The following is a 13,570-nucleotide window of genomic DNA, read 5'->3' as shown; positions in this document are numbered from 1 at the left end:
GAGCCTGGCTATGCCATGGCGGCATCGGCGCCCGGAAACGGTGCGGGTGAAGCAGTGGTCACCCGGGAATAAAAAAAGCGTTGCCGAGGATCACCCGGCAACGCCCTTTATTTATAACGCTGCTACCCGACACCGGGTGCGCGCCTGTCGTCTCCTCGCTTCCGCCTCCATCTAACCTGCGAAAACCGTGTGTGAAATGTAACGAAGCGGTGCAGATGGAACAAGCTAGAACAAACCCTAGCCCCAATTCCGGGCATGTCGACCGGTGATCACTCCTGCTTGCGGCTGAAGAGCGCGTTCAGCTCGCCCATGATGCCGCGGCGGAAGGTCAGCACACAGATCACGAAGATCGCGCCGATCACCATGGTCACCGACTCGCCCAGCGAGTTGAACCACTGGATGCCCGTGGCCGAGGCCAGGAAGGCGCCGATGTCGCCCAGCTTGTTCTCCAGCGCCACCACCACGAAGGCGCCGACAATCGGGCCCGACAACGTGCCCAGGCCGCCCACCAGCGTCATCAGGATGACCGAGCCCGACATCGACCAGTGCACGTCGGTCAGCGTCTCGAAGCCCAGCACCAGCGCCTTGATCGAACCCGCCAGCCCGGACAGCGCCGCCGACAGCACGAAGGCCGTCAGCTTGAAGCGGTCGACATCATAGCCAAGCGAGATCGCGCGCGGCTCGTTCTCCTTGATTGCCTTCAGGATCTGCCCGAACGGCGAATGCACGGTGCGCACGATCAGCGCAAAGGCCGCCACGATGATCGCCAGCGACACGTAGTACAGCGTCAGGTCGTCCGACAGCGACAGCACGCCGAACAGCTTGCCGCGCGGGATGCCCTGCAGGCCGTCCTCGCCGCCCGTGAACGGCGCCTGCAGACAGATGAAGAACAGCATCTGCGCCAGCGCCAGCGTGATCATCGAGAAATAGATGCCCTGGCGGCGGATGGCCAGCGAGCCCACCACGTAGCCGATCAGCGCGCCCCCGGCGGTGCCCAGGATCAGCCCGATCTCCGGCGTCACACCCCACACCTTCATGGCTTCGCCCGAGATATAGCCGGCCCCGCCGAAGAAAGCCGCGTGGCCAAACGACAGCAGCCCGGTATAGCCGATCAGCAGGTTGAACGCGCACGCGAACAGCGCAAAGCACAGCACCTTGAGCACGAACACCGGATAGGCGCCGACCATCGGCGCCGCCACCAGCGCCAGCAGCAGCAATCCGTACAACAGCTTCTTCTGCACGCCGTAGCCCTCTTTTGCCTGCGCGCCCTTGATCGTCACGGTGGATTCCGCACCCATCACTTCTCCCTCCCGAACAGTCCGGCCGGACGCAGCAGCAGCACGATCACCATGATGAAGAACACCACGGTCGACGATGCTTCAGGATAGAACACCTTGGTCAGACCTTCGATCACGCCCAGCCCCAGGCCGGTCAGGATCGAACCCATGATCGAGCCCATGCCGCCGATCACCACCACCGCGAACACGATGATGATCAGGTTCTGGCCCATCAGCGGCGAGATCTGGATCACCGGCGCCGCCAGCACTCCGGCAAACGCGGCCAGGGCCACGCCGAAGCCGTAGGTCAGCGTCACCATCAGCGGCACGTTGACGCCGAAAGCCTCGACCATCTTGGGGTTCTCGGTGCCGGCGCGCAGGTAGGCGCCGAGCTTGGTCTTCTCGATCACGTACCAGGTGGCGAAGCACACCGCCAGCGAAGCGACCACCACCCAGGCCCGGTAATTGGGCAGGATCATGAAGCCGAGGTCGGTGGCACCCTGCAGGGCGTCGGGGGTCTGGTAAGGCAGGCCCGACACGCCGTAGATCGAGCGGAAGATCCCTTCGATCACCAGCGTGATGCCCAGTGTCAGCAGCAGGCCGTAGATATGGTCCAGCTTGTAGATCCAGCGCAGCATGGTCTTTTCGATGACCACGCCCAGCACCGCCACCACCAGCGGGGACAGGGCCAGCATGACCCAGTAGTTGAGCCCGGCATACTCCATGCCCATCCAGGCCAGCACTGCGCCGAGCATGAACAGCGCGCCGTGCGCGAAATTGATGACGTTGAGCAGGCCGAAGATCACCGCCAGGCCAAGGCTCAGCATCGCATAGAAGGCGCCATTGACAAGGCCCAGCAGGAGCTGGGACAGCATGGCGGGAAGAGGTATTCCAAAGATGTCCATGGGCATCCGTTGCTGGTTGTATCTCCCCTCTCCCGCATGCGGCGCATGTGGGAGAGAGGGAGCAAACCGTCACTGGGCTGCTGACGCTTACTTCTTAAGCATCGCGCACTTCGACTCGGCGACCGTGGTGAAGGCCTGGTCGCCCGGAATGGTCGCCACGACCTTCAGGTAGTCCCACGGCTTCTTGGACTCGGCCGGCGACTTCACCTGCATCAGGTACATGTCGTGGATGCCGCGGCCATCCTGGCGGATGTAGCCCTTGGTGTAGAAGTCGTTGATCTTGGTCTTCTTCAGCTCGGCCATGACCTTGTCCGGGTCATCCGTCTTGGCCGCTGCCACGGCCTTCAGGTAAGTGCTGACGGCCGAGTAGTCGGCGGCCTGCAGGCTGCTCGGCATCTTCTTCATCTTGCTGAAGTACCGGTTGGCAAACTTGCGGGTGTCGTCGTTCATGTCCCAGTACCAGCTGTCGGTCATCAGCAGGCCTTCGGTGTTCTTCAGCCCGAGGCTGTGGATGTCGTTGATGAACATCAGCAGGCCGGCGATCTTCATCGTCTTGGTGATGCCGAATTCCTTGGCCGCCTTGATCGCGTTGATGGTGTCGCCGCCGGCGTTGGCCAGACCCAGGATCTGCGCCTTGGACGACTGCGCCTGCAGCAGGAACGACGAGAAGTCCGACGCCGACAGCGGGTGGCGCACCGAACCCACCACCGTGCCGCCGTTGGCCTTCACCACGGCCGCGGTATCTTGCTCGAGCGAGTGGCCGAAGGCGTAGTCGGCGGTCAGGAAGAACCACGACTTGCCGCCCTGTTTCACCACGGCGCTGCCAGTGCCCTTGGCCAGCGCCACGGTGTCATAGGCATAGTGCACCGTGTAGGGCGAGCACTCTTCGTTGGTCAGCCGGGCCGTGCCCGCGCCATTATTGATATAGACGCGCTTCTTCTCCGAAGCGACCTTGTTCATGGCCAGCGCGGTGCCCGAGTTGGTACCGCCGATCAGCACGTCCAGGCCCTGCTGGTCCATCCATTCGCGCGCCTTCGACGCGGCGATGTCGGCCTTGTTCTGGTGGTCGGCGGTAACCAGTTCGATCGGCTTGCCCAGCACCTTGCCGCCGGCATCCTCGATGGCCATCTTGATGGCCTCTACGCCGCCCTGCCCGTCGATGTCGGCGTACAGGCCCGACAGGTCGGTAATGAAACCGATCTTGACGGTGTCGCCCGATACCTGGGCGGCGGCGTTGAACGAAACAGCACCCATGACGATAGCCGCCATCGCGGCCGCGAGCCGAGTCTTCTTCATTGCGTTGTCTCCTGTGTTTTGGCGGCAGCGCGCCACCCGTTCCTGCCAAACAACCGATCTGGCGATCCGTGCAAGCGGACGCAATCAGACCCCCAGCAATTCGTTCAGCACCGGCATCTTCGCTTGCAGCTCGCTGGCCGCGAAGCGTTCGACGATGCTGCCGTGCTCCATCACGTAGAAGCGGTCGGCCAGCGGCGCGGCGAAGCGGAAGTTCTGTTCCACCATCACCACCGTGTAGCCCTTCTTCTTGAGCATCAGGATCATGCGCGCGAGCGCCTGCACGATCACCGGCGCCAGGCCTTCCGAGATCTCGTCGAGCAGCAGCAGGTTGGCGCCCGTGCGCAGGATGCGCCCCACCGCCAGCATCTGCTGCTCGCCTCCCGACAGGCGCGTGCCCTGGCTCTGGCGGCGCTCCTTCAGGTTGGGGAACATGTCGTAGATCTCGGCTTCGCTCATGCCCTTGCTGCTGTCGGCGCCCTTCAGCACCGGTGGCAGCAGCAGGTTCTCCTCGCACGACAGGCTCGAAAAGATCGCCCGCTCTTCCGGGCAGTAGCCGATGCCGTAGTGCGCGATCTTGTGTGTGGGCAGGCCGATGGTCTCGTGGCCGTCGACCTTGATCGAGCCCTTGCGCGCGCCCGTCAGGCCCATGATCGCGCGCAGCGTGGTGGTGCGGCCCGCGCCGTTGCGGCCCAGCAGCGTCACCACCTCGCCGCGGTTCACGGTCAGATCCACGCCGTGCAGGATGTGCGATTCGCCGTACCAGGCGTGCAGGTCCCTGAGTTCGAGCGCGGGTACGCTGGTTGTCGTCATGTCGATGGCCTCCTCAGTGCGCGCCCTGCAACTCGGCGTCGGCCGTGCCCATGTAGGCTTCCATCACGCGCGGGTCTTTCGACACCTCCGCATACGGCCCTTCGGCCAGGATGGCGCCACGCTGCAGCACGGTGATCTTGTCGGCGATCGACGACACCACGTTCATGTTGTGCTCGACCATCAAGATGGTGCGGCCCGCCGAGACCTTCCTGATCAGCTGCGTGACGCGGTCCACGTCCTCGTGGCCCATGCCCTGGGTGGGCTCGTCGAGCAGCATCAGCTCGGGTTCCATCGCGAGCGTGGTGGCGATCTCCAGCGCGCGCTTGCGCCCGTACGGCAGGTTCACCGTGACGGTCTGCGCGAACTCGGTCAGGCCGACCTGCTCGAGCAGCTCCATGGCGCGGTCGTTGAGCACGTCGAGCGAACGCTCGCTGCGCCAGAACTGATACGCGGTGCCCAGCTGGCGCTGCAGGCCGATGCGGACGTTCTCCATCACCGTCAGGTGCGGGAACACGGCGGAGATCTGGAACGAACGGATCACGCCGCGGCGCGCGATCTGCGCGGGCTTCTCGCGCGTGATATCGACGCCGTTAAAGAGGATGGTGCCCTTGGTCGGCTCCAGGAATTTGGTGAGCAGGTTGAAGCAGGTGGTCTTGCCGGCGCCGTTGGGCCCGATCAGTGCATGGATCGAGCCGCGGCGCACGCGCAGGTTGACGTCGCTCACCGCCGTGAAACCCTTGAATTCCTTCGTGAGGTTTCGCGTTTCCAGGATGGTTTCCTGTGAATTCATAGTCTCCTGCCCGCCCTGTTGCTGAACTGCCGGCTTGTGCCCGGCACCACTGACAATCGGTTCGAACGCGGCGTTTCGCCGTCGGGTCGCTTTAGTGATTTTTATATGCGGTGCGACTACCGCTGTTGCCGTTGGTACCCATTGCCATGTGCTGGGTGGTGCACCAACCGCGTGGGTCTATTGTGTGCGCCTGTTGCATCGCAAAACATCGGGGTTTGCACTATAAGACATGAACCGTGTGTCAGGTTTTTGACGCGCTGCGACAAGGGCTTGCGGGCGATCCGGCTCCCGAGCCACGGCTCGTTTCGCTGCTCGTTCCGCAGCGCGTGGCGCGATCAGGCCGCAAGCTGCTGCCGGCGGTCCTCGCGCAGCATGTCGCTGGCCCGTTCCGCGATCATGATCGTCGGCGAATTCGTATTGCCCGAGGTGATCAGCGGCATCACCGAGGCATCCACCACCCGCAGCCCGTCGATGCCAAGAACGCGCAGACGCTGGTCCACCACGGCAAGCGGATCCTCCGCGCGGCCCATGCGGCATGTGCCGACCGGATGAAAGATCGTGGTCCCGATATTGCCGGCAGCCTCCGCCAGCGCTTCATCGGTCTCGAAGCCGGGCCCCGGCAGCCATTCTTCCGGCCGGTATGGCGCAAGGGCCGGCGACGCGACGATGCGCCGCGTGAGCCGCAGGGAATCCGCCGCAACCCGCCGGTCTTCATCCGTAGACAGGTAGTTGGGGGCGATCACCGGAGCCTGCCGGAAGTCGGCGCTGTCGATATGTACGCTGCCGCGCGAAGTCGGCCGCAGGTTGCAGACGCTGGCCGTGAACGCATTGAATGCGTGCAGGGGCTCGCCGAACTTGTCGAGCGACAGCGGCTGCACGTGGTACTCCAGGTTCGGCCGCGCCTGCGACGCATCCGAACGCGCGAACGCGCCGAGTTGCGACGGCGCCATGCTCATCGGCCCGCTCTGGTTGAAAGCGTACTCCAGCCCGATGCCGAGCTTGCCCCACCAGCTCGCCGCGCGCGTGTTCAGCGTACGCACGCCGTTGACCTTGACCACGCTGCGCAGCTGGAGGTGGTCCTGCAGGTTCTCGCCCACGCCCGGCAAGGCGTGCCGGACCTGGATGCCCAGCGCCTGCAGGCGCTCGCCCTGCCCGATGCCCGACAGCTCCAGCAGTTGCGGCGTGTTGACCGCGCCCGCAGCCAGGATGACCTCGTGCCGTGCCGCCGCGCTATGCGCCTGGCCGCCGCCGACATAGTTCACACCGGTGCAGCGGCGCCCCTCGAAGGTGAGCGCGCTGACCTGCGCGCCGGTGACGATGGTCAGGTTGGGCCGGTCCGCCGCGCGACGCAGGAACGCCTTGGACGTGTTCCAGCGGATGCCGCGGCGCTGGTTGACTTCGAAGTAGCCCACGCCGAAGTTGTCGCCGCGGTTGAAGTCATCGGTGCGCGGGATGCCGGCCTGTTCCGCCGCCTCGATAAACCGCTCCAGGATGTCCCATTGCAGGCGTTGCGCCTCCACGCGCCATTCGCCGCCGGCGCCATGGAATTCGCTCGGGCCGCGATGGTGGTCTTCGCTGCGCTTGAACAGCGGCAGCACGCTGTCCCAGCGCCAGCCGTCGTCGCCGGTCAGGCGCGCCCAGTCGTCGTAGTCCTCGCGCTGGCCGCGCATGTAGATCATGCCGTTGATCGACGACGACCCGCCCAGCACGCGCCCGCGCGGATAGCCGAGCGAGCGCCCGTTGAGTCCCTTCTCCGCCACCGTGCGATACAGCCAGTCCGTGCGCGGGTTGCCGATGCAGTAGAGATAGCCGACCGGGATGTGGATCCAGTGGTAGTCGTCCTTGCCGCCCGCTTCCAGCAGCAGCACATTCACCTCCGCGTCCTGCGTCAGGCGGTTGGCCAGCACGCAGCCGGCCGAGCCGGCGCCCACGATGATGTAGTCGAAGGTCTCCATACGAGTCGTCTTGTCTCCGCTTGTGCTTGTGTTCTGGTGTCTGCCTGCAAAGCCCGCCGCCGCAGCCGCCGGCATCGCCCCATCTTTGCGTTGGGTGAAGATGGCTGGTGCGCTTGCCGCCCCGCGTCCGCTGTCCTGGCCTGCGTTCCTGGCCCGCGCTCCAGGGCGCTCCGCGCCGTGCGCACGGGCTTCGGTGTCCGCAAGGTTGGCGCAGTTGCGCGGGTCCGTCCAATGATTTATCGTCAACCGCAATATAAGCCGCCCAAAATATTGCACCGCACACTCGCGCGCCCTGAACGTGGACCTCCATCACCTGCGCGCCTTCGTTGCCGTCGCCCGCGAAGGCAACCTCACCCGTGCCGCCCAGCGGCTTCACCTGACGCAGCCGGCCGTGAGCCTGCAGCTGAAGGCACTGCAATCGGCCTGGCGCATCCGCGTGTTCGAACGCACCGCCGCCGGGCTCACGCTCACCGCCGACGGCGCGGCGCTGCTGCCGCTGGCCGAGCGCATTCTCGACAGCGTCGGCGACCTGCAGCACACCGTCGATGCCATGCACCACACCGTGCGCGGCAAGCTCGCCATCGGCACCATCCTCGACCCCGAATTCACGCGGCTTGGCGTCATGCTGCGCACGCTGGTCGAACGCCATCCGCAGATCGGCACGGAGCTGCGCCACGGCATGTCGGGCTGGGTGCTGCAGCAGGTACGCAGCGGCGCGCTCGATGCCGGCTTCTATCTCGGGCAGCCGCCGGATGCCGGTTTCCATGCGCTGGCGCTGACGCCGTTCTCCTATTACGTGGTCGCCCCCAAGGGCTGGAAGGAGCGCACGGCGCTGCGCACCTGGGCGCAGCTGGCGACGCTGCCGTGGATCTGGACGCCGCCCGAGTCCGCGCACCACCGGCTGCTCTCGGCGCGCTTTGCCGAAGCCGGCGTGGACGCGGCCAGCGTGCACAAGGTCGCGCATGTGGACCAGGAGGCTTCGATGCTCGATCTCGTGCGCTCAGGCGTGGGCCTGTCGCTCGTGCGCGATTCCATTGCGCTGCGCGAATCGCATGCGCACGGTCTCGTGGTCGTGGAAGGCATGTCGGTGCAGACCGAACTGACGCTGGTCGCGCTGGCCAGCCGCCGCGACGACCCCGTGGTGAGCGCCGTGTTCGGCGTGGCGGAATCGGTCTTCCGCGCGTAGCTCAGGGCACTAGTCCTGCGTCGGCACCAGATGCCGCCGCAGCCAGTCCGTCAGCGCGGCGAACACTTCGCTGCGCAAGGGCTCGGCCTCATTGAAGATCTCGTGGTAGCCCTGCTCGAACCACACTTCGTCGCGCAGCTCGGCCGGCGCATGGTCGAAGAAGGTGCGGCTGCCCGCCGGATCGACGATGCGGTCCGCGCCGCCCACCAGCATCAGCATGGGCGCTTCCAGCCGCGGCGCATCGGCCTGCGCCTGCGCCATGCCGCGGATAAAGCTCTCCAGCACGCTCGCCGTGATCGTGGTCTGCACGAGCGGATCGGCACGGTAGCGTGCCACGACCTGCGGGTCGTGCGACAGCATGCGCGTATCGATCGGGTTCGGCACGCGCAGCCGCGGCGCGAGTGTCAGCAGCACGCGGTGCACGGCCAGCATGGCCGGCGACAGCCGCAATGCCAGTGCCGGCGACGACAGCACCAGCGCGCGCACCGGCCGTACCCGCGCGGTCGCGAAGCGCGCTGCCACCAGGCCGCCCATGCTGTGGCCGAGCAGGATCGGCAGCTCGTTCCACGCGCGCACGGCCGCATCGTGGATCTCCGCGAGGTCGTCGAGATAGGCGTCGGGATGCTCGGCCACCATGCGCGCGCCGCCGCTGGCGCCGTGGCCGCGCTGATCATAAGCGCGCACACGCAGGCCCAGCCCGCACAGCATCTCGGCCACATGCTGGTAGCGGCCGCTGTGCTCGGCAAGGCCGTGCACCAGCAGCACACCGCCCAGCGGTGCGCAGCCGGTGTCTGGATCCGGCTCCCACGTGCGCAGCAGCAGTTCCGTGCCGTCGCGCATGCGTTGCCGGCTTTCCACCGCTGCCAGGCCGCGCGCCGCGTCCGTCGCCTCTGCGCGCGCGGATTGCCCGGCTTCGGCAGGATGAACGGTGTCTTCCGTCATGGGCTTGTCCATCCGCGGCTCTCCTCCGGGTGCGCCCCGTCCGCCGCGGGGGCACTGCGCTTCAGTTATTGTTCGTGTTCCGCCGCACCGCCGTACGGGCCATGGCAATGCGCCTGGCCATCGGGATCGGGCTGCGCGAAGTCGGCAAGGATCGGGCAATCGGGCCGGTCGTCGCCGCTGCACGCCTCGGCCAGCGAGCGCAACGTATCGCGCATGGCGGCGAGTTCGGCAATACGCTTTTCGAGGTCGGCGACATGCCGCAGCGTCATCGCCTTCACATCGGCGCTGGCGCGTCGGCGGTCATGCCACAGCGACAACAGCCCGCGAATCTCGTCGAGCGAGAACCCGAGATTACGGGCGCGCCGCACGAAGCGCAAGGTGTGCACGGCGCGCTCGTCATAGCGGCGGTAGCCGCCTTCGGTGCGCGGCGGCGCATCGACGAGGCCGATCGACTCGTAGTGCCGGATCATCTTGGCGGAAACGCCCGAAGCCTCCGCTGCCTGCCCGATATTCATGCCTTGTCTCCCTGTTCGCCGGCACCGGGATGCCAGCGGCGCAGCAGCAGCGCGTTGCTGACGACGCTCACGCTGGAGAACGCCATGGCCGCGCCGGCGACCACCGGATTGAGCAAGCCTGCCGCCGCCAGCGGAATGCCCACCACGTTGTAGAAGAACGCCCAGAACAGGTTCTGGCGGATCTTGCGCACGGTGCGGTGCGACACGGCCAGCGCATCGGCCACGAGCGCGGGATCGCCGCGCATCAGCGTGATCCCGGCGGCGTGCATGGCCACGTCGGTGCCGGTCGACATGGCAATGCCGACATCGGCCGCGGCCAGCGCCGGCGCATCGTTGATGCCATCGCCGACCATCGCCACCACGGCACCGTCCTGACCCAGCGCACGCACGCGCGCGGCCTTGTCTTCGGGCAGCACCTCGGCCTGCACTTCGTCCAGGCGCAGCGCCTGTGCCACGCGCGCGGCCGCGCCGCGGTTGTCGCCGGTCAGCATCACCGTGCGCACACCGGCCGCGCGCAGCCGCGCGATGGCCGCGGGTGCGCCCGGCTTGATGGCATCGCCAAAGGCAACCAGGCCGGCCACGCGCGGTGGCTGCGTTTCGACCAGCCACGAGACCGTGCGGCCCTCGTCGCGCAGGCGGTCGGCCACGGCTTGCAGCGTACCCGCATCAGCACCCAGCGCCTCGCGCAGCCGTTCGCTGCCGAGTTGCAGGGGCTGCCCGTCGACCACGCCGGCAATGCCGCGTCCCGGCAGTGCCTGCACCTCGGTTGCGACCGGCGCGGCGATTCCGCGTGCCTGCGCCGCGTTCAGCACCGCGCGCGCCAGCGGATGCTCGCTGCCGGCCTGCAGCGCGGCCAGCCGTGCCAGCAGCCGCGCGCCGTCGGCATCGTCCACTTCGTCCGCATTGGCGGCGTGCAGGGCCACGACTTCCGGCCGTCCCACGGTCAGCGTGCCGGTCTTGTCGAAGGCCACCACGCTGACGCGGTGGGCGATCTCCAGCGCCTCGGCGTCCTTGATCAGGATGCCCGCGCGCGCGCCGGCACCGGTGCCGGCCATGATCGCGGTCGGCGTGGCCAGCCCCAGCGCGCACGGGCAGGCGATCACCAGCACTGCCACCGCATTGAGCAGCGCCGCTTCCCAGTCGCCCGCGAACAGGCCCCAGCCGAGCAGCGTGACCAGCGCAATGCCAAGCACCACGGGCACGAATACCGCGCTGACCTGGTCCACCAGGCGCTGGATCGGCGCCTTGGCGGCCTGCGCGTGCTCGACCATGCGGATGATGCGGGCCAGCACGGTCTCGGCGCCCACCGCCACGGTGCGCGCCACCATCAGGCCTTCAAAATTGATCGCGCCGCCGGTGAGCCTGTCGCCGGGGCCCTTGGGCACGGGCAGGCTCTCGCCGGTCAGCATCGATTCATCCGCGTGGCTCGTGCCTTCGATCACCACGGCATCGACAGGGATGCGCTCGCCGGGGCGCACCACCACCTCGTCATCCACGCGGACCGAGCCCAGCGGCACGGTCACTTCCTGCCCGCCGCGCCGCACGCGCGCCGTATCGGGCCGCAGCGCGGCGAGCGCGCGGATGGCGTCGGCGGTCTGGCGCTTGGCGCGCGTTTCCAGCCACTTGCCAAGCCTTACCAGCGTGATGACCACGGCGGCGCTTTCGAAATAGAGGTGCGGCATGGCGTCCGGCGAACGCCACATCAGCCACAGCGACAGGCCATAGGCCGCGCTCGTGCCCAGGGCCACCAGCAGGTCCATATTGCCGGCGCCGGCGCGCACGGCCTTCCAGCCCGCCTTATAGAAGCGCCAGCCGAACACGAACTGCACAGGCGTGGCGAGCACCCACTGCACCCGGGCGGGCAGCATCCAGTGCACGCCGAACCATTCCAGCACCATGGGCGCCACCAGCGGCAGGGACAGCGCGGCCGAGATGATCACCGGCCAGGGGCCGCTCCAGAAATCGCGCGCGGCGGCATCCGGCGCTGCAGCGGGCAATGTGTCCGTCACCGGCGTGGCGCCGTAGCCGGCACGCGTCACGGCGGCCGCGAGCGTGTCGGCATCGGCGGCCCCGCGCAGCAGCGTCACGCTGGCGCGCTCGGTGGCCAGGTTGACCTGCGCGTCGAGCACGCCCGGCACCGCGCGCAGCGCGCGTTCGACGCGGCCCACGCAGGAGGCGCAAGTCATGTCGGAGATATCGAGTTCCACCGTCGCGCGCGGCACGTCATAGCCGGCATCGGCAACGGCCTTGGCCGCGGCCGGCAGCACGGCGCCGCTGTCCGCGTGAAGCGTGGCCTGCTCGGTGGCCAGGTTTACGGCAACGTCCCGCACGCCCGGCACCTTGGCGAGCGCATTCTCGACACGCCGCACGCACGAGGCGCAGGTCATGCCGTCGATCGGCAGCCGCCACTCCGGCGCCTGGCTGCCCGTCAGGGAAGGGGAAAGGCTGGCATTCGACATTGCTGGGCTTGTCCACGGTTTCGGTCACTGCATGATGGACCTTACCATCATAGGAAGGTCAAGGATGTTGTGAGTGCCGGCAACTGCCCTTGTCCCTGTCCGGCATCCGGTTTTGCTTGCGCTTCCCACCATGGGAAGGTTCACACTACGCCTGTCGCGGCGATCGTGCCGCCAATCCAACCCGTCAGGAGGTCTCAGCCATGATCCAGTTCCAGGTCGAAGGCATGTCGTGCAACCACTGCGTCGGCGCCATTACGCGTGCCGTGCAGGGAGTCGATCCAGCGGCACGCGTCACGGCCGATGTACCGGCTCAGTCGGTCAAGGTCGATAGCGGTGCGGATGTGCAGGCGTTGCGGGCGGCCATCGAGGAAGCGGGTTATCCGGTGAAGTCGGCGGCCTGAATCCTCCCGGGCCAGCAATAGACCCAAGCAAAACGGGGCGCCCGCAGGCGCCCCGTTTTCATACATGCATCCGGACCGGATTCAGAAGCGGTAACCGACGTTCAGGAACGTCACCACCGGATCGATCTTGATCTTGGTGTGCGAAACGATCGTCGTGGCGCCCGCCTGCGTGGTGAGCGTCGCACGCGTCGACACCGGCAGGTACGACACCGACAGGCCGACGAACCAGTTGTCGGTGATGGCGTAGTTGGCGCCGATATTGAACACCGGGTTCCACGAGCTGTCGGTGCTGGCGCTCATCTTGGCGCCGGGAATACCAAAGGCGTGGTCGACGAAATTCTGGTTGGTGATGGATTCGTCAGAGAACCACGTGTAGTTCACGCCCAGGCCCACGTAAGGACGGAACTTGGTCTTGGCGTCAAAGAAGTGGTATTTCACCAGCAGCGCCGGGCTCCACTGCCGGACCGACCCCAGCTTGCCGTACTGCGCGAAGTCGCCCGTGCCCTTGACGTCATGCTTGGGCGGAATGCCGATGACGAACTCGCCCGAGATGTTGTCGGTGAAGAAATGGGTGAAGGCAAGGCCCAGCGTGTCGGCGGTCTCGATTTCCGCGCCGGTGTTCGGGCGGGTCACGCCTACCGGGCGGCCATTGATGCTGTCCACCGTCAGCGGATCTGCCGAACTGTTCGGCATGACGCGGAACCAGCCCAGGCTGACGATGTTGCTGCCCGCGGATTGTGCCTGTGCGGTACCTGCCAGCGCCATGACAGCGCCTGCCGCCAGCATCTTCTTATAGGTCGATTTCATAGTCCTCGTACTCCTCATTCGGGTTACCACCGAAGGGCATTATCCGGCCTGCGGCAGCGGGACTGTTTCATCGACGACACTGATTCATAGTAGGACTCCCCTAAACAAAGGGTTAACCATTAATAAAATCGCATCGAGGCCGGCCTTTGCCTCCCGTACCGCAGCATTGGCGCAACGTTTTTGTCGTGGGGCGCGATAAACCCTTAAAGGCAAGGGGTTTTACACAG

Annotated in this window: 12 protein-coding genes; 2 read left to right on the top strand and 10 right to left on the bottom strand. The window is 66.6% G+C overall.

The window, feature by feature from the left end:
* Window positions 1–269: 269 nt before the first annotated feature.
* The 6 genes from KHO22_RS05380 to KHO22_RS05355 form a co-directional block, all read right to left on the bottom strand.
* Window positions 270–1,298: a branched-chain amino acid ABC transporter permease gene (locus KHO22_RS05380; RefSeq protein WP_211946072.1), complete on the bottom strand. Its 1,029-nt coding sequence runs from the start codon at window positions 1,296–1,298 to the stop codon at window positions 270–272.
* Window positions 1,298–2,182: a branched-chain amino acid ABC transporter permease gene (locus KHO22_RS05375; protein WP_211946071.1), complete on the bottom strand. Its 885-nt coding sequence runs from the start codon at window positions 2,180–2,182 to the stop codon at window positions 1,298–1,300. The genes KHO22_RS05380 and KHO22_RS05375 overlap by 1 nt, the downstream gene beginning before the upstream one ends.
* A gap of 87 nt (window positions 2,183–2,269) precedes the next feature.
* Window positions 2,270–3,478 (bottom strand): ABC transporter substrate-binding protein, encoded by a 1,209-nt coding sequence (locus KHO22_RS05370; protein WP_211946070.1) that lies wholly within the window; start codon window positions 3,476–3,478, stop codon window positions 2,270–2,272.
* A gap of 84 nt (window positions 3,479–3,562) precedes the next feature.
* Window positions 3,563–4,288, bottom strand: coding sequence for an ABC transporter ATP-binding protein (locus tag KHO22_RS05365; RefSeq protein ID WP_211946069.1), 726 nt, complete (start codon window positions 4,286–4,288; stop codon window positions 3,563–3,565).
* Between the two features lie 13 nt (window positions 4,289–4,301).
* A complete protein-coding gene (locus KHO22_RS05360; protein WP_211946068.1) occupies window positions 4,302–5,078 on the bottom strand; it encodes an ABC transporter ATP-binding protein in 777 nt (258 codons plus the stop codon).
* 335 nt (window positions 5,079–5,413) lie between these two features.
* Window positions 5,414–7,033: a GMC family oxidoreductase gene (locus KHO22_RS05355; protein WP_211946067.1), complete on the bottom strand. Its 1,620-nt coding sequence runs from the start codon at window positions 7,031–7,033 to the stop codon at window positions 5,414–5,416.
* Between the two features lie 298 nt (window positions 7,034–7,331).
* Between KHO22_RS05355 and KHO22_RS05350 the strand changes: the two genes are divergently transcribed.
* Window positions 7,332–8,219 (top strand): LysR family transcriptional regulator, encoded by an 888-nt coding sequence (locus KHO22_RS05350; RefSeq protein ID WP_211946066.1) that lies wholly within the window; start codon window positions 7,332–7,334, stop codon window positions 8,217–8,219.
* Between the two features lie 9 nt (window positions 8,220–8,228).
* Here the strand turns inward: KHO22_RS05350 and KHO22_RS05345 are convergent, their stop codons facing one another.
* From KHO22_RS05345 to KHO22_RS05335, 3 genes are read right to left on the bottom strand one after another with little or no spacing between them, the layout of a single operon-like run.
* Window positions 8,229–9,173: an alpha/beta hydrolase gene (locus KHO22_RS05345; RefSeq protein ID WP_211946065.1), complete on the bottom strand. Its 945-nt coding sequence runs from the start codon at window positions 9,171–9,173 to the stop codon at window positions 8,229–8,231.
* A gap of 53 nt (window positions 9,174–9,226) precedes the next feature.
* Window positions 9,227–9,676 (bottom strand): Cu(I)-responsive transcriptional regulator, encoded by a 450-nt coding sequence (gene cueR, locus KHO22_RS05340; protein ID WP_211946064.1) that lies wholly within the window; start codon window positions 9,674–9,676, stop codon window positions 9,227–9,229.
* Window positions 9,673–12,135, bottom strand: a complete 2,463-nt coding sequence (locus KHO22_RS05335; RefSeq protein ID WP_211946063.1) for a heavy metal translocating P-type ATPase — start codon at window positions 12,133–12,135, stop codon at window positions 9,673–9,675. Before KHO22_RS05335 ends, cueR begins: the two co-directional genes overlap by 4 nt.
* A 200-nt stretch (window positions 12,136–12,335) precedes the next feature.
* Here KHO22_RS05335 and KHO22_RS05330 point away from each other — a divergent pair, with 200 nt between their 5' ends.
* Window positions 12,336–12,536: a heavy-metal-associated domain-containing protein gene (locus KHO22_RS05330; RefSeq protein WP_211946062.1), complete on the top strand. Its 201-nt coding sequence runs from the start codon at window positions 12,336–12,338 to the stop codon at window positions 12,534–12,536.
* An 81-nt stretch (window positions 12,537–12,617) separates the two neighbouring features.
* Here KHO22_RS05330 and KHO22_RS05325 read toward each other — a convergent pair whose 3' ends face one another.
* Window positions 12,618–13,343: an OmpW/AlkL family protein gene (locus KHO22_RS05325; RefSeq protein WP_211946061.1), complete on the bottom strand. Its 726-nt coding sequence runs from the start codon at window positions 13,341–13,343 to the stop codon at window positions 12,618–12,620.
* Window positions 13,344–13,570: the final 227 nt, after the last annotated feature.

The sequence above is a fragment of the Cupriavidus yeoncheonensis genome (assembly GCF_905397275.1).
Lineage (GTDB): Bacteria > Pseudomonadota > Gammaproteobacteria > Burkholderiales > Burkholderiaceae > Cupriavidus > Cupriavidus yeoncheonensis.
Note: the sequence above shows the minus strand (reverse complement) of the source record. Positions and strands in the feature narration are given on the sequence as shown.